The organism is Thermoflavimicrobium daqui (genome assembly GCF_003313465.1).
Classification (GTDB): Bacteria; Bacillota; Bacilli; order Thermoactinomycetales; family Thermoactinomycetaceae; genus Thermoflavimicrobium; species Thermoflavimicrobium daqui.
In genome coordinates this window covers 319,045-335,542 of the sequence record NZ_KZ845664.1, presented here as the reverse complement: position 1 = coordinate 335,542, position 16,498 = coordinate 319,045, and the positions used below count along the sequence as shown (strand labels likewise).

Sequence of the window (16,498 nt, the reverse complement as noted above, 5' to 3'; positions counted from 1 at the left end):
AACGGTAGCCTATCTGCTTGAATGATGCGAAGGGTCAGTTTGAGTTGTATACCAAAAAGAGAGACCGACAAAAAGTGGAGTTGATTTGTAATCACCATTTGAATAGAAATCAGCCGTTTATCATTGTAAAAGCTGATCTATTACCAAGACAATTTACTCTAAACTCACACTATCGATTCCTACGATATATAAAAAAGGGCATACGCATTCCGACCGCTTGCTCTTACAAGCAGTAAAGACCACCGTATCTATATGAATCATTGGGTCTTATCGAACGGAATGAATGCGCATGGCTCCTTTAATACCTCCACCCACAATTATTTGCAGTCATTTTACCATATTTGCGATCTCAAGTCCAATTTAATTACTGTTTAAAAAATCCTCTTTGATAAAGGAAAATTGTTTTTTAAGCACTGAGTTTGGTGTTTTACGAAAAATAAGGTCACGAACCCGACATACAAACGGATGGGACCATTGTCCAACCCTCCCCACTTGACGTGCCTGGAGAATAAGCTTAGAAGTTCTTTGGATTCGTTTATTTTCATATTGAAGTAAAGCTTGATCCAGTTGATCATTCTCTTGGATCATTTTACTTAAGACAAGGGCATCTTCGATCGCTTGGTTTGCACCTTGACCTAAATTTGGAGTCATTGCATGAGCTGCATCTCCTAGCAAAGTGACGCGACCAAATCCCCATCTTCGCATCGGATCCATATCATATATTGCATGGCAAAAGAGATCGTGATCTTTTGTCATCTGGATTAACTCTTCTACTGGCGAAAGCCAACCTTGAAACCGATCTAATAAAAAAGATGGGTGTCTGTTTATTTCTGATCGAAGATCTTGGGGAGAGTTAATCGTGGCAAACCAGTAGATCCGATTTTGGCTTAGTCGAAGAATACCAAAGCGTTGACCAAAACCCCACGCTTCGAAATTTTCACCATGTTTGAGATTAGAATGGTCTAGATAGGCTACACCTCTCCAAGCCAGATAACCTGCATATCTCACTTTAATCTGTGGAAATAGCTGCTCTCGAACCCGTGACTTTACCCCATCAGCACCAATCAAAATACTTCCCTTAACAATGGATCCGTCTTTAAAATAAGCAGTAACACCATCAGAAGTCTGTTCAAAGCAAATAAACTCCGAACCTAAATGAAGTTCTTTTTCTTCAATTTCTTTCATTAACAAAGCATGTAAATCAGCTCGATGAACTCCCATTACTGGAACATCAACCATATGGACAATCGATTCTTCATTTCCTGAAGAAAATGGTTTTCCTTGCCAATCGCAAATTTTTCCACCATTTGGTACAGCTATTTCTTTTAGTGAATCCCCTAATCCTAATAGTTCAAGCCCTTTCGTACCATTCTCCCAAAGAGATAATCCGGCTCCTACCAGCTTAATTTCAGGCTCACGTTCAAAAATTTCCACTTCAAATCCTGCTTGTTTTAAGGAAATAGCTGCACAGAGCCCTCCGATTCCAGCTCCAACAATAATGGCTTTCATCTAGTGCCCTCTCTCCCTATATTTAAATCATATTATTCTGCTTCTTCTCTTTTGATTGAAGTTTATCAGCATGTTTTGAGATGGCTAAATCTGAGTCGATAGATGTCAGGTTATCGATTTAACTTATTTTAAGCTTACCAAAAAAACATTTGAACTCATGGTTGCTTTTTTGACTATATATTGACCATTGGGTCATGAATCGATATACTGTATTTAAGGACATTGACCATATGGTCAATAATAAGAATAAAAAATTCTACCTATCCATGAACCAATCCTGAATTGCATTCAAGATCAGTCCATTAAAGAAAGGTTTACAAATAACCGTCCTGTGATGAAAGTGGAAATATCTAACCATTCCAGTTAAGATATACTTGTTCACTTTCAGTAGTCGGCTCCTAATAAAAACTAATTTAAAAAAGGTGATTTTCATGACTTCGATCAACCTACAGATTCCTAAGGATAAACGGGAAAAAATCTATCTAGCTTCGTTGAAAGAATTTGCAGAAAAAGGTTATGATAAAGCTTCTACTAATCAAATTACCCAAGCAGCTGGCATATCGAAAGGGCTCTTGTTTCACTACTTTAAAAATAAAAAGAATCTATATCTACATATTTTTGATCAATGCCTCCACCTCATCAAAAATCAGATCCTTCTTCAAGTCAAAAAGTTACCGACGGATTTATTTGATCGGCTTCTTCTATTTGGCAAGATCAAAATCGATGTATTTACAACACACCCCTTAGAATATCGTTTTCTCTTTGCTTCTGTATATGAGGTTCCTGATGAATTAAGAAATGAGATCAAAGACAAACTGGAAGAATTTCATCAATTAAACTCATCTCTCCTCTTCTCTAATATAGATCGTTCGAACTTTCGTCCTGGAATCAATCAAGATAAAACCATACAGACCGTTTTCTTATTGCTTGAAGCCGTTTCTAATAAACATATCCAAACGCTACAAACCCAATCCGACAAAGGATTGAGCTTATTTGAAGATATTTATCAAGAAATTACCGAAGTGTGTGAAATTTTAAAATACGGCATATACCAATCAAAAGAGCATTTATCAAATTCATCCCATCCCTAATTCTTATCCAAGCCCAAAACAGGTTAAGCTCTGGTTTGGGTTCTTCTATATCGATATTCAAAGATAAGAGCAACTACGAGAATCAGAGACATACACCCTGTCCAACTGATCCAAGCTAGCTTAAAGTCATGGAAGAAGTCAACCAATATACCAAACCACCAAGGGCTTAAGATCAATGCGATTTGATTCCATGTCAAAACATATCCCACCGTGACTCCTACAGCATCATCTGCTGATCGCTTGGTTACTTCCAGTATAAAAAAACTATACCAACCTAAGGCGAACAATCCCAACCAACTAAATATAAGAATTGCTATACCCATCGGTATTGCTTTGGGAGCTAATATCAGTAACCATAATCCGAGAATGACTGCTCCTGCTGACCAAGCTAAATAATTTGCATAATTTTGTGATCCAAATCGATCTGCTAGCCAAGGTAATAGAATACGCCCGATCATGCCCATGAAGAAGGTGAAGACAAACAACATAGCCGCCTCTCTCGCACTATAGCTTGAATATAGCTTCAAATAAGCCGTTAAGTGTGCTACCAAAATTGCTTGTAAAGATATCAAAACCATTCCGATCCCTATGAGTGGATATAGCCTGCGATCTTGCCATAGAATACGAAGGGTTAGGCGAAATGATGAGGTCTTTTCTTTTTTTACTTCCTTCCCTTTTTCATTACGAAAACCCCATAGAAAAATCATTCCAGTTAATACTGCTAAACTGCCAAGAACTGTCATTGTTAGTGATAAGTGATACAATTCACTGAAGGTCGAAACGAAATATCCAGCCAGACCACCACCTAAAGGAATGGCTGCTTGACGAATTCCCATCGCCAGACCACGCTCTTCCTTGGAAAAAAGCCGAGTGATTACTCTGGTTCCTCCAGGTTGGGCAATTCCATAAAAAAGTCCAATCCCCAACAAAGCCAAACATAGAATCAAATATTGTTGTACCATCGAAATGCCAATGAACATACCTCCTATACAAATCGTTCCCATCCCCATTAACCATCGTTCACCATAGCGATCTAAGGCTCGTCCCAACCAGATCATCGAAAAAAGAGGGCCCAGATTTACTGTAGATACTAGAAAGCCTACTTGACTCTGAGATAAACCTAGCTGCTCCTGCCAAACGGTCGCAATCGGTCCCACTCCATAAGTAATCATGGTCGAGCTTGCTTGTACAGCTGTAGCTAAACCAAGTATTTTCCATCGATTGACCTCCACTAAAATCACTTCCTTTCATTTACATACTAAATCATTTATCTTATCATTAAAAATGAATGGAAGTGAATGATTCTATCAATTTTAATGATAGCTTTGGAGGAATTTATGGATCTACAAGATTTAAAAATATTTCAGATCGTAGCACAGGAACAAAGTATTTCCAAAGCAGCCCAAAAGCTTAACTATGTACAGTCCAATGTAACCAATCGGATCAAACAACTAGAAAAAGAGCTACATACCACACTTTTTTATCGACATAGTCGGGGTGTGCAAATCACTTCTGCAGGCAAAACGCTCCTATCCTATACAGAAAAAATCCTACATATGCTGGATGAAACAATAAAAGCTGTACGTAATGAGACATCCATTGTTACTGGTTCCCTTTCCCTTGGATCGACTGAGTCTACAGCTGCCGTTCGTCTCCCACCTGTGCTAACTCAGTACTGTCAAACCTATCCACAAGTGGACTGTTCACTTGAAACCGCCTCTTCAACTGCTTTAGTCGAACACGTCTTCAATTATAAGTTGGATGGTGCCTTTGTTCCCGATCCGATTCAGCACCCTGATCTAAGCACAATCCCTATCTGGCATGAGGAGCTCGTTGTAGTTAGCCATCTATCAGAGACAGACCCTATTTCTCTTTTGCAACAAAAGCCCATCCTTGTATTTGGAGTAGGTTGTGCTTATCGAGCGCGTCTGGAAAAATGGTTACATGAAGCGGGAATCATCCCTAAACTATTTCGAGAATTTAGTAGCATTGATACCATCCTCGGCTGTATCCAAGCAGGACTTGGGATTGGGATTACAACCCGTTCTATACTCGAGAAATATCAGCAGTATTCACCAGACGCTCTCCTTTATCCCCATTCTTTACCCCCGAGCTTTGCCCAAGTCTGTATATCTTTTATTCATCGCCATGACGTATTTATGTCCAAAGCACTTCATGCTTTTATCCAGCTCATAAAAAAACAAGACCAGTTACAGTGACTTATATTGAAGACATCAAGGTTGATCTAAATTTTAGAAGGTATGGGATTGGCAAAAAATTGATGGAATATGCGAAGCATTGGGCAATCCGTCGTGGTTTACTAGGGATGATGTTAGAAACTCAGAACACCAATGTTAGAGCCTGTCAATTTTATGAGTCTTGTGGCTTAGATTCGATCTTAATCTATATAAAGGACTAGATCCCGATACGATTGAATTTGCAGTTTATTGGTATCTGTTGTTTTGATAGACTATTCTCCGGATCGATACTCCTTCTCAGCACACAACTTTTATCGACTTTTTACAACAAAGAGGATTTAAGATAGTACGGCAGCCACCTGTTATGTTACGTAATAGTAGCTCACTTCCATCTAGAGATCACTTATTCGCTCTCGCTGCTCAAGCATATAGCTAAAAATCAAGCATCCTTGTTCGAAAAAGGATATGAACTATATTTAAATAACAGAAAACAGATAAGGTAATAAAACATTCATTTGTTACCTTATCTGTTTTTCTTTTTTTCACTTAATTTAGTTCTTCTTCATGTTTTAATCTATTTATTGTTCTTTGCTGAACTTCTTTCATCCATAAAACCATCAGTAGCCATAAAATATAATCAATTGTATTTTCTATCATTAACAAAAAAGATTGAATTCCTCTACTCAAAGAGAAATCCAATCTTTTATATAAAGAAAGATAGGTTTAAGTGGAGACGATTAAACATCTCTGAATGGATGTCTACCTATTTCCTTCCTTTTCTCTTCCCATTCTTCATCAAAACCTTGTAAGCGTTGCAAAAGTATATCACTGAATAATTTAAATTCCATTACTCTTTGTTTAGCTATATGAGATACATCGATTTGTTCTTCTGAAATTTCCGATTCATCTGGCCACTCTTGTAACAATTCCTCCATACCTTTCAAGAAACGATTCATTTTTTCTAGGAATCCACCCATCAAAAAAAAGCTGTAGTCATGAGCGATTTGGTAGTAATCTCGCCGATCACTGATTTTAGAGGTTTTAATACACATACCCGCCTTTTCCAATTCACGAATCCGAACACTTACCGCAGCTTTGGATACCTCAAGTTTGTCGGCCATTTCTTGTAAACTCAATGGTTTAATCGAAAATAAAAGCAACGAAAAAAGTCGATTGGTTAATAAACTACTTCGATCGTCACTTATTTGATCCATCTCATGATTAAACTTCGCTTGTAGTTTTTGGAGATTAGACATGCTATCTCTTCCTATTCGTTAACATAATATTTAATGTTATTAATAATAAAATGTCTTATCTCTGATGTCAAGAATATCCAGAGATCTCTCCTTTATCCGAGGTTCTTTGTTTTATTATTCATTTGTTATTAGTTATTAATAGAAATTTCTTGTAGCTTTCTTTAAGATTATCACTTTGAATATCAGGGTTGTTAATTTACATAATATTGGAATGAACTAAATTTTTCGCACATGACTAATAATGTTTGTGGTGATGAATTTGATCTATTCTATCAAAAATTCTGTATTGACAGGTCAGATTTTCTATCTTAATATTAATATCGTTAACAACATCATTAACGATATTAATATTAGTAATAAAAATAAGTATAAAAGGAGTGGCTTTTTATGACAACTGCTATTACCTATGAACAGTACCAACGCGCAGAGAGTTTATTGGCTTGGAATACAGTAAAGGATGTATTAAATGGAAATATCTCGCCACAGTGGGTTGGAAATGAAGGATGCTTTTGGTATCGTCGAGATGTACGACTAGGGAATGAATGTGGAAAACAGTTTATTTTCGTCAACCCATCCAAAAAATCGAAAGAACCTGCCTTTGATCATGTCAAGTTAGCAAATGCCCTCTCTAATGCATTAAAACATGAATATCATCCAAATCATCTTCCTTTTGAATCTTTTAGCTATGTCGATAATCAGCAGGCTATTCAGTTTCAAGTTGATGAAACACATTGGATTTGTCATTTAGATACGTATGAATGTAGAAAAACCAATCCATCCAAGGAAATACCTCCATATGAACTACCTTCTCCAGATGGTAAATGGTCTATTTTTGTTGAGGAGCATAACTTATTTTTACGCTGTTTACAAACAGATAAGGTCATTCCTCTTACCTTGGATGGTAAACCTTACTATGATTATGGTACACATCCAGAAGCTCGTACGAGTGCTGTTTTTGATCGATTATACAATGAAAAACTCCCACCTGCTGCATTGTGGTCACCTGACTCTAAAAAAATATTGTCCCATCGCTTAGATCAACGTAAGGTTCGCCAAATGCATTTACTACAATCGGTTCCACTTGACGAAACCCAAGCACCAATTATCCATTCTTATCGCTTTCCATTGGTTGGAGATAAGCATCTTCCTCTAGCTGAATTCGTTATCTTTGATCTCGAAAAAGGTACGATGATTCCAGTTCAGGCAAAACCGGTTATCACAGGGATTATGTCACCTCTTACACCTAGTTTACAAACAGCTTACTGGTCAGATGATAGCCATCTCGTCTATTTTATAGACATGGCTCGAGATTATCGATCTGTTCGATTGTTAGTCGTGGATACCGCAACAGGAAAAACTCGTACCCTTTTAGAAGAGAAGAGTAAATCATTCCTTTTTACAGACTTATATAATCTGGCAAGCTTGGCTGGAGGAATGAATATACGGTGGCTGTGTAAAAGTAATTCCCTCCTCTGGCATTCTGAACGAGATGGGTGGTCTCATCTCTATCTATTTGACGGTCAGACAGGGAAACTAAAAAAACAGATTACCTCAGGCTCTTGGGTTGTTCGTCGCCTTCTAGCAATTGATGAAGAGAAAGGTTGGATTTACTTTACAGGGAGTGGTCGGGAAGCAGGACGTGACCCTTATCTCCAACATTTGTATCGCGTTCGTCTCGATGGTACAGAACTCACCCTGTTAACACCTGAAGAGGGTGAACATGAAATATCTTTGTCCCCTAATCATCAATTTTTTATTGATACTTTTTCATGTATAGACAAGCCACCTAAAACCGTATTACGTCGAAATGATGGCAGTCTCATTCTTGAACTGGAGCAAGCTGACATTGCCCCTCTATTGGATAAAGGTTACCAAATACCTAAACGATTTACGGTCAAGGCTGCGGATGGGATAACCGATTTATATGGTATCCTAGTTCCGCCTGCTCAGTTAAATCGTGAGAACAAGTATCCCATTCTCGATTATTTTTATGGTGGTCCACAGCTTGCCCATACTCCAAAGCAATTTACTTGGGGTGGAGAGTATAATGCCCCTGTCGATTTTACAGGCTGTGCTCAAGCCTTTGCCCAGTTAGGATTTGCTGTAATGATTATGGATGGTAGAGGTACACCGTTCCGCTCAAAAGCCTTCCACGATTACTCCGATGGAAGACTAGAAAAAGCTGCAGGTCTTGAAGACCATGTTGCAGCAATCGCCCAACTGGCACAGCAATTTCCTTTTTTAGATCCAAACCGTGTTGGGATTTATGGTGAATCTGGAGGAGGATATGGAGCAGCACGAGCAATCCTAACTTATCCAGATGTGTACAAGGTAGCCATAGCAGGGTGTGGCAATCATGATCAACGTTACTATCTGGCTTCATGGGGTGAGCGGTTCCAAGGGCTCTTCGACCCCGAACTATATCAAAAACAGGATAATACCACCCTCGTTGCCAATCTTAAGGGGAAATTGCTTTTAGTTACTGGAGATATGGATGACAATGTTCATCCTGCTTTAACCATGCGAATGGTTCATGCTTTAATGGAAGCAAACAAAGATTTTGACCTTATGATCATTCCGAATCGTCACCATGGAATCGGAGCAGATGCTTATTTTATTCGTCGTCGTTGGGATTACTTTGTCGAACATCTTTTAGGAGCAAAGCCCCCCAAAGAGTATCTGATTCAAGATCCTAAATTCCCAGGATGATCCTCATATTTAGAAAGTCATAAAAAATGGGTTTCGCTAAACCGCATATTTCCATTTGGAAGCTGTTAGCGGAACCCTTATCTACTTTTAATAGATTAAATCCAAAAATTCTTCCTTAGAGATTTTTCCAAAGTAATATTCGAGATTCAGATCTCGGATAGCTTGTTCGATCTCATGGCGATCATACCGTTTGTTGATAAGACGTTGCTCAATATCTGCCACATCCCCAACACCAAAAAAGTCTCCGTAGATTTTGCAGCTTTGAATAATACCTTTTTCACCAACATTAAGGCGAAGATCGATGGAACCAATGGGAAACCGTTTGGTATTCTTCACATTAAAGATAGGTGATTCGCCATAATTCCAATCCCAGCTCTGGTAACGCTCTTTCGATATTTGATGTATTTTCTCCCAATCCTGCTTTGTGAACTTATACTCTGGAATGGGGTCTTTTTGCGCAAAAATGTGTTGTAAAATGAAGTGCCTAAACTCTTGAATCGTCATCGGATGCTGCAAATATTCAGTGATATTGGCCACGCGACTTCGAACAGACTTAATCCCTTTGGACTCAATCTTTTCCTTTTTCACATTTAAAGCATGTCCCACCCGTTCTAAGTCCACATCAAACATCAGTGTTCCATGACTAAACATCCGTCCACGAGAAGAAAACTGCGCATTACCTGAAATTTTCTTACCCTCAACTAATATATCATTACGTCCACTTAACTCTGCAGGTACACCTAGCTGGTTCAACGCTTGAATCACTGGCTCTGTAAACTTGCGGAAATTAGCGAAGCTTTTACCATCATCTTTGGTAATAAAGCTAAAGTTTAAGTTCCCCAAATCATGATAAACGGCTCCTCCTCCTGATAAACGGCGAACCACATAAATATCATTTTCACGTACATAGTCCACGTGAATCTCTTCAACTGTATTTTGATGTTTTCCTATAATAATCGAGGGTTGATTGATATAAAAAAGTAAATAGGTATTTTCAATATCCAAATGCTTTAAAGCATATTCTTCAATCGCTAAGTTCATACGCGGATCTGTTATATTCTGGTTGTCGAGAAATAACATACTCTTTCCTCCTTTTACTCACTGATAGTATGTTAACACAAAAAAATAACTTGTGATCAATAACTATTTTTACTTGAAACAATAAAAAGGACCCCTAATAAATAAATAGAGACCCTCTTATCAACCTAGTATAATGACAAAGCCAGTCGTAGCACATAAACCGATTAATACCGGAAATAGGTTGCGACGAGCCAATTCGATCGGATCGATACCACAAATTGCAGCTACTGGAATTAAAGCCCAAGGAATAATCGTTCCTCCTCCTACCCAAATTGCAGCAATTTGACCGAGTGCTGCAAATTGAGCGGTATTCGCATCCATCGTCATCGCAAATAATTTGGCAGTTGATCCAACTAAAGATAACCCTGAAAAACCTGATCCATCTAATCCAGTAATCACTCCTACAAGCATTGATGCAAGTACTCCGATACTTTCATTAAACGGGATCGTATAAGCGAGTACCGCCCCTAAGTCATTCACAATTCCTTGTGATGTGGTGGGGAGCACATTTCCCATAATGCGTTCGATTCCGGAGCCCCCCAAACTAAAAAATGCAGCAATCGGAATGACAGCTCCAAATACAGTAAAGCCAAATTTAAACCCTTGTAATAAATATTCCGTTATCCGTTGGAATCGCTTTTCTTGATAACAGAAACAGATGGTAATGATAACGATCAATAAAGCGGTTCCTCCCAGTAAAGCTGTAGCATCTTCTCCCTTGAGTCGATAAATTCTCATGGCAATAATATCAAGTAGAAATAAGATCGGGATCGATACAGCGAGTAGCTTTACTCTCCAGTTTAATCGTTTTTTCTGCTCAGTTTCTTGCTTCTTTAACGATTGAATAGGGAGTTGAATCCCTCCAGATTTTGTCTCCTTCATAATTAGGAAATAAGCGACCACAGTAGTAATTACTCCCATCATTACCACAAGAGGGATACTAGCAGATACTAATTGTTCTACAGTAAGCCCTGAAGCTTTAGCTGTAAGAGAAGGAATCGCCTGAATGATAAAATCCCCTGATAATGCTACCCCATGGCCAAATAAATTCATCGTAATCGCCACTCCTAAAGCAGGAAGGCCTGCTTTTAAAGCAACAGGTAACATGATCGCTCCGATAAAAGCAACAGCAGGGGAAGGCCAAAAAAAGAAAGAAGCGACCATCATCGTAAAGCCAATAATCCAATATGCTTGGCTGGGAGTTCGAATCCATTTCGTAATGGGGCGGATCATAACTTCATTGACTCCGGAATCTGTCAATACACGACTCATGGCAACAATAACACAGACGATCATCACTGTACCTAATAGTTCACGCAACGTGTATACAAAACTATAAAAGATGATGCCAACGGAATGAATCAATGATTCTGTCGCAACCAATGCAATCGTAAAGATACCGATCATACAGATTAGCGACGGATCTCTACGAAAAATCATCACGGTGATAATTAATAGAATAAATAATAAATAGATGCCGTGAATCGTAGTTAGTTCGATGTTTCATCCACTCCCTTCATAATCAAATTGAACATGCGAGTTAATTTTAAGATTCATATAAAAAATTATAATTTTCATTTATCCATATCATAGCCTGTATATCTTTTTCGCTTTTGCTATCCTACACTAGCTATCAGTCTAAATGCGACACAGCCTACCTTGTTCGATAAACTTGAAAATCGCTTCGGTCATTTCCTTTTTAAAAACAGCAATCTTGTCCAAGTTGTTGTCGCCTACATGTTTATGTTGATCCATTTTGTTTTATTCCTTATTACATATCGGTCTTCATTTAGTTGGATGAATAGGCTTTACGATATTTGAGCATGTTTTAAACATCATTTTCTCTCAAATTGGTTATACTTCTGCAAAGCTATATCAGGGTAAAGCGTCACATTGATGTTGTTTACAATATTTTCTGCTTGATGTTATACTGCCAAAAGTCTGGGCAAAATTAATTCATACAAAAAAGAGGTGAATAGTATGGGAGAAGCTATCTATCGTCGTATTTTGTCATTTCCACCTCGTGTCATTTTACTCTTAGAATATCTCGAAGTCCTGATAGGCGCAGCGATTATCGCACTGGCTTTTAACCTCTTTTTGTTACCTAATAACATCGCCGCTGGCGGAGTAAGTGGGTTAAGTACGGTTCTGTATGGTTTATGGGGCTTTAAACCATCATTTGTCCAATGGGGTTTTAATATCCCCTTATTCTTTTTAGGTATGATACTACTTGGAAAAGAATTTAGCCTTAAAACTCTGGTTGGCACATCATTTTTACCGTTAGTCGTTTATTTGACAGAAGGGATCAAGCCCATTACACACGATCCTTTATTAGGAGCGTTATTCGGAGGACTTGGGATCGGCTTAGGACTGGGGATAGTTTTTCGTGGTAAAGGATCAACTGGAGGAACAGCCATCATTGGTCAAATTATCCATAAGTATACAAATCTTTCTCTTGGAATTAGCATGGTTTTAATCGATGGTATTATCGTATTGATCTCAGCACTCGTGTTTAATCTCGAACTTGCCTTATATGCTATCATTAGTATTTATATTTCAGGAAAAATCATTGATGTGGTTCAAATAGGGATGAGTTATACCAAAATGGCTATTATCATCTCTAACAAAGAAGAAGAAATTCGAGAAGTAATTCTAAAACAGATCGATCGAGGTGTGACAAAACTCTCTGGCGTTGGTGGATATACCAATGACCAGCGCCCTGTCCTACTCTGTGTGCTAGACCAAAGTGAGTTAACGAAGTTAAAGCAATTAGTTAAAGAAGCGGATCCGTCTTCCTTTGTCATTATTTCTAACTCCATCGAGGTATTAGGTGAAGGATTTGCACAAACCAAATAGAGAAAAGCTCTTTATTTGTGGAGCATTCAAAAAGCTTGGGAAAAATCGGTTCTCAAGCTTTTTTCCTTCCTCTGAATATAATCACCTTGCATTATCGTGCAGAGAATATCAGACATTCGGATTTTATCTATGATAAGCTTTGCATCATACAGCTGCTCATCGCTCTGGTTTGCAGAATAACCCCAGTTATTATAGGAATAATTTTTATTATTTGACAGTAGAAAGGATGCTAGTAAAAATGGATTGGGTTACACGAATGAATGAAGCGATCAGCTATATAGAAGATCATATAACAGAAAAGATTGACTACTCTGATGTAGCGAAATTGGCATGTTGCTCTGTTTACCATTTTCAACGTATGTTCTCTTATATTACGGATATGTCGTTATCGCAATATATTAGGCGACGACGTCTTACACTAGCGGCTTTTGAACTGCAAAACAGTAATATTAAAGTCATTGATCTTGCAAGCAAATATCTCTATGATTCTCCTGAAGCATTTACTAGAGCATTTCAACATTTGCATGGGGTTACACCGACAGCAGCCCGCAATCTTGGAACACATCTTAAAGCTTACCCACGAATAACTTTTCAACTTTCAATCAAAGGAGTTACGGAAATGAACTATAGGATTGAAGAAATCACGGCATTCTCCATTGTGGGACTAAAAGAACGAATCAACACAAATGATGCTTTTAGCATCATACCTCGTATATGGGCAAATGCACAAAGAGAGGGAATCTTTGAGGAACTATGGAAAATTCGTAAACTTAAACACAAATTAAGAGGCATTTTAGGGGTTTGTGCAGATGGGGAATTCGGTAAGAATGAAGAATTTAACTATTTATTAGCAATCACTTCCGACCACATTCCACCAAAGGGGATGATAAAAATTGATTTTCCTGAAGCTACATGGGCGGTATTCGAAGCACCAGGTCATCCCTTAGGAATTCAAGAGATTTGGAAACGTTTATATACAGAATGGGTTCCAGCATCCATTTATGACCTTGCTTATTTACCTGCAATCGAATGCTATTTACCTATCGAAGAAAACAAAAATGAACTATGGATACCCATCGAAAAAAAACGGTAAATGGATAATTATTGATCATAAAAAAAACGAGTGTAAAATAGGATTTATTTTATACTCGTTTTTTTATGTATTTTATATAGACTTGTACTTCAGTATGGTTTCCTTTTTATTTATAAACTAGCCTGTTCAGCATTCTTTCTGCTGCATCGACAGTATGTTTTAGTAATATAGCAATGGTGACAGGACCGGGTCCACCGGGTACAGGCGTAATTGCACTCGCTTTGGAGAAACAAGCCTCATAGTCGACATCTCCAATATTCCCTTTATTGTATCCTGCATCAATAATTACGGTCCCTGGTTTCACCCAATCTCCTTGGACGAAACGCGGTTTACCTACCGCCGCGATAATAATATCTGCTTGCGAGACGTGGTTCGCAAGATCAACTGTCCGCGAATGACATACAGTAACGGTTGCATTCCGATTGAGCAAAAGTTGTGATGCTGGCTTTCCTAAAATCGGACTTCGACCAATCACAACCGCATGTTTCCCTTCGATTGGGATTTGATAATAATCTAAAATAGCCATGATTCCAGCAGGTGTACAAGAAGGAAACTCTCCAAAGCCCATGGAAACTTCCCCATATCCATGACTCGTTACCCCATCGACATCTTTATGTAGTGCAATCGTTTCAAATGCTTTACGCTCATCAATTTGCGATGGAACAGGGTGTTGTAACAAAATCCCATGCACTCGCTCATCTTGATTAAGCTCTTCAATTTTAGCGACCAGCTCTTCTGTCGTTGTTTCTGTAGGTAATTGAATACGAATGGAGGAGAGCCCATATTTCTCACAAGCCTTCCCTTTCATACGCACATATGTATGAGATGCAGGATCATCCCCTACTAACACCGTAGCCAAACACGGGACTATACCTTGTTCTCGTAATTTTTGTGCTCGCTTTTGAGTTTGCTGATGAATTTCTCGTGCCACCCGTAGCCCGTCCAATATCAAAGTTTTACTCATCTTTTCGCCTCCCAAAATGGTAAAGAGACTATATATACTGATTGATTCTACCAGTGTATATAGTCTCTTGCCCAGGCGAGCGGCATTCAGATCCGTACAGCTCCCTTGTGGTTTCTTCCACTTTCTCGCCAGTTACTGTACCTCATCTCTGCTTCCTTTTTTTTGCAAGAACAAGTTCATTTTATCTTGAAACGATATTCATTTCAAGTATAAGGTGTATGCTCCTCAAAAACAGCCAATCTCCGAAATAAAAATCGTTTCCTCGATTTCATGATCCTTGCAATAACTTAATGATGGATCGGATACATTAATAGTAAAATAAAGTTGGAGGAGTCTATGACACAAAAAAATATATTCGCTTTTTTTCATACTGTCGACAAAGCACAAGCAGCTGCTCATGAATTAAAAGAGCGTGGTTTTGATATCGTTCAAGTGGATCGCTTTTCCCCTATACCTGGTGGTGGAAGAGAGCCTGACTTAGATGATGAAACCCATGGGCTCTTTCATCGCCAAGCTAACTCGTTAACCACAACGACACTGGGTCTACCCCCCATCAATAATGATTTACGAATCTTAGCTACCGCTCATCCTGATGCTAGTGGAATGGCAGATGGTTCTGCCTTCGACCATGCAGAAGATATTTGTCTTACCGTCATTACTGATGAAAGTCGATTTGATGAAGCCTGCGAATTATTAGAAAAACATGGTGGAAGACTCTAAGTAGGTTTAAAGGAACAGCCAATCCATAAAAAATAGAGCTGATATAGATGTACCAGAAAAACGACTATCTATATCAGCTCAACTGCTTACGGCTCCACAATAATCTTTCCAAAAAACATATTCATTTCACAATGAAATGAATATGTTCCTTTAGATTGGGCTGGCAATTTAATAACTGTTTCACCTTTCTTTAAAAACTGTTTAATCCCGAAGTCCTCCATAATGATATGAGAAGCACAATTTTGGGGATCAGGATTGATAAAATGAATATGAATAGGGATTCCTGCTTTCACTTTGATTTGATTTGGAATATAACCGGTCGCTTGTACTTGAATTCGGATATCTTGGTGACCATTTTTCGCTTCTACTTTCACTTCAGGCTCTTTAACTTGATTGGTTATTGAATTTGGAATTCGACACCAATTGATTAGCTGGGTTCTGGACTCAGCTGAGAAAACTAAAAAACTTATCATATATAAGAGTAACGATAAAAAGAAAATCCATGTATATTTCTCAGATATTGAATGCTGTTCCGCTGCCTTTTGTTTAACCCAGTGATACAAAAGCAACATAATAAATAAAAAAATAATCCCTAATAATAATAAGACCCAAAAGGGAGACTGATTGAGAACCATGACTCCTAGCATGGCTCCCATCATACCTCCCATAACTCCAGCCATGACGCCATCTAATATAGCTAGTATCGTAAACGGTTTACCGAGTAAATATCCGATAATCATCCCATAAACAATAGCCATGATCGTTGGCTCTAACATCCGATTTTGCCCAATTACACCCAAAATAGTTCCCAAATATAGGCTTGATATCATCGAAACAGTCATCGCAATCATCATAGCAGACATGTTAGAGATCTGTTTTTTATAAGAAGAGATCATCATCGTTATATACATCGTAACAATCAAAACGACACTGAGTAAAATCCAATAAGGCAAGATCATCTTCCTTCCTTCGCAATCACTTCTTCTATCACATCCATTCCCTTTTACTTGTATGTATATTTC

At 38.3% G+C, this 16,498-nt stretch carries 15 protein-coding genes and 1 riboswitch; of the genes, 8 read left to right on the top strand and 7 right to left on the bottom strand.

What is annotated here, in order from left to right; translation table 11 throughout:
• Positions 1–360: 360 nt before the first annotated feature.
• On the bottom strand, positions 361–1,509 hold the full coding sequence (locus tag DL897_RS04605) for an FAD-dependent monooxygenase (protein WP_113657964.1): 1,149 nt from the start codon (positions 1,507–1,509) through the stop codon (positions 361–363).
• A 431-nt stretch (positions 1,510–1,940) separates the two neighbouring features.
• Between DL897_RS04605 and DL897_RS04600 the strand changes: the two genes are divergently transcribed.
• The gene (locus tag DL897_RS04600) at positions 1,941–2,600 is read left to right on the top strand and encodes a TetR/AcrR family transcriptional regulator (RefSeq protein ID WP_113657963.1); all 660 of its coding nucleotides are present in this window, start codon (positions 1,941–1,943) and stop codon (positions 2,598–2,600) included.
• Positions 2,601–2,623: 23 nt separating this feature from the next.
• On the opposite strand, the gene DL897_RS04595 is transcribed toward DL897_RS04600, so the two are convergent.
• Positions 2,624–3,832, bottom strand: a complete 1,209-nt coding sequence (locus DL897_RS04595) for an MFS transporter (protein ID WP_113657962.1) — start codon at positions 3,830–3,832, stop codon at positions 2,624–2,626.
• 105 nt (positions 3,833–3,937) lie between these two features.
• Between DL897_RS04595 and DL897_RS04590 the strand changes: the two genes are divergently transcribed.
• Genes DL897_RS04590 through DL897_RS18130 form a run of 3 tightly spaced genes read left to right on the top strand, consistent with a single transcriptional unit; the run spans position 3,938 to position 5,234 of the window.
• Positions 3,938–4,819 (top strand): LysR family transcriptional regulator, encoded by an 882-nt coding sequence (locus DL897_RS04590; RefSeq protein WP_113657961.1) that lies wholly within the window; start codon positions 3,938–3,940, stop codon positions 4,817–4,819.
• The gene (locus DL897_RS04585; protein ID WP_338067075.1) at positions 4,816–5,019 is read left to right on the top strand and encodes a GNAT family N-acetyltransferase; all 204 of its coding nucleotides are present in this window, start codon (positions 4,816–4,818) and stop codon (positions 5,017–5,019) included. Before DL897_RS04590 ends, DL897_RS04585 begins: the two co-directional genes overlap by 4 nt.
• Positions 5,020–5,072: 53 nt before the next feature.
• Positions 5,073–5,234, top strand: coding sequence for a GNAT family N-acetyltransferase (locus DL897_RS18130; RefSeq protein WP_168188657.1), 162 nt, complete (start codon positions 5,073–5,075; stop codon positions 5,232–5,234).
• A 301-nt stretch (positions 5,235–5,535) separates the two neighbouring features.
• Here DL897_RS18130 and DL897_RS04580 read toward each other — a convergent pair whose 3' ends face one another.
• Entirely contained in the window at positions 5,536–6,054 is a 519-nt protein-coding gene (locus tag DL897_RS04580) for a GbsR/MarR family transcriptional regulator (protein ID WP_113657960.1), read from the bottom strand.
• A gap of 387 nt (positions 6,055–6,441) precedes the next feature.
• Here DL897_RS04580 and DL897_RS04575 point away from each other — a divergent pair, with 387 nt between their 5' ends.
• Complete coding sequence (locus DL897_RS04575; RefSeq protein ID WP_113657959.1) at positions 6,442–8,763, top strand: S9 family peptidase; 2,322 nt, start codon at positions 6,442–6,444, stop codon at positions 8,761–8,763.
• Between the two features lie 87 nt (positions 8,764–8,850).
• On the opposite strand, the gene DL897_RS04570 is transcribed toward DL897_RS04575, so the two are convergent.
• The gene (locus tag DL897_RS04570; RefSeq protein WP_113657958.1) at positions 8,851–9,843 is read right to left on the bottom strand and encodes a lipoate--protein ligase; all 993 of its coding nucleotides are present in this window, start codon (positions 9,841–9,843) and stop codon (positions 8,851–8,853) included.
• A 120-nt stretch (positions 9,844–9,963) separates the two neighbouring features.
• A complete protein-coding gene (locus DL897_RS04565) occupies positions 9,964–11,283 on the bottom strand; it encodes a hypothetical protein (protein WP_240627277.1) in 1,320 nt (439 codons plus the stop codon).
• Between the two features lie 540 nt (positions 11,284–11,823).
• Here DL897_RS04565 and DL897_RS04560 point away from each other — a divergent pair.
• Together DL897_RS04560 and DL897_RS04555 are read left to right on the top strand one after the other, a co-directional pair.
• Positions 11,824–12,699, top strand: coding sequence for a YitT family protein (locus DL897_RS04560; RefSeq protein WP_113657956.1), 876 nt, complete (start codon positions 11,824–11,826; stop codon positions 12,697–12,699).
• Positions 12,700–12,937: 238 nt separating this feature from the next.
• Positions 12,938–13,792, top strand: coding sequence for an AraC family transcriptional regulator (locus DL897_RS04555; protein ID WP_113657955.1), 855 nt, complete (start codon positions 12,938–12,940; stop codon positions 13,790–13,792).
• Positions 13,793–13,898: 106 nt separating this feature from the next.
• Here the strand turns inward: DL897_RS04555 and DL897_RS04550 are convergent, their stop codons facing one another.
• The gene (locus DL897_RS04550) at positions 13,899–14,756 is read right to left on the bottom strand and encodes a bifunctional 5,10-methylenetetrahydrofolate dehydrogenase/5,10-methenyltetrahydrofolate cyclohydrolase (RefSeq protein WP_113657954.1); all 858 of its coding nucleotides are present in this window, start codon (positions 14,754–14,756) and stop codon (positions 13,899–13,901) included.
• 62 nt (positions 14,757–14,818) lie between these two features.
• A riboswitch (ZMP/ZTP riboswitch) is annotated at positions 14,819–14,902 on the bottom strand.
• A gap of 190 nt (positions 14,903–15,092) precedes the next feature.
• Here DL897_RS04550 and DL897_RS04545 point away from each other — a divergent pair.
• Positions 15,093–15,476, top strand: coding sequence for a hypothetical protein (locus DL897_RS04545; protein ID WP_113657953.1), 384 nt, complete (start codon positions 15,093–15,095; stop codon positions 15,474–15,476).
• A gap of 86 nt (positions 15,477–15,562) precedes the next feature.
• On the opposite strand, the gene DL897_RS04540 is transcribed toward DL897_RS04545, so the two are convergent.
• Positions 15,563–16,429: a cupredoxin domain-containing protein gene (locus tag DL897_RS04540; RefSeq protein WP_168188643.1), complete on the bottom strand. Its 867-nt coding sequence runs from the start codon at positions 16,427–16,429 to the stop codon at positions 15,563–15,565.
• Between the last annotated feature and the right edge of the window lie 69 nt (positions 16,430–16,498).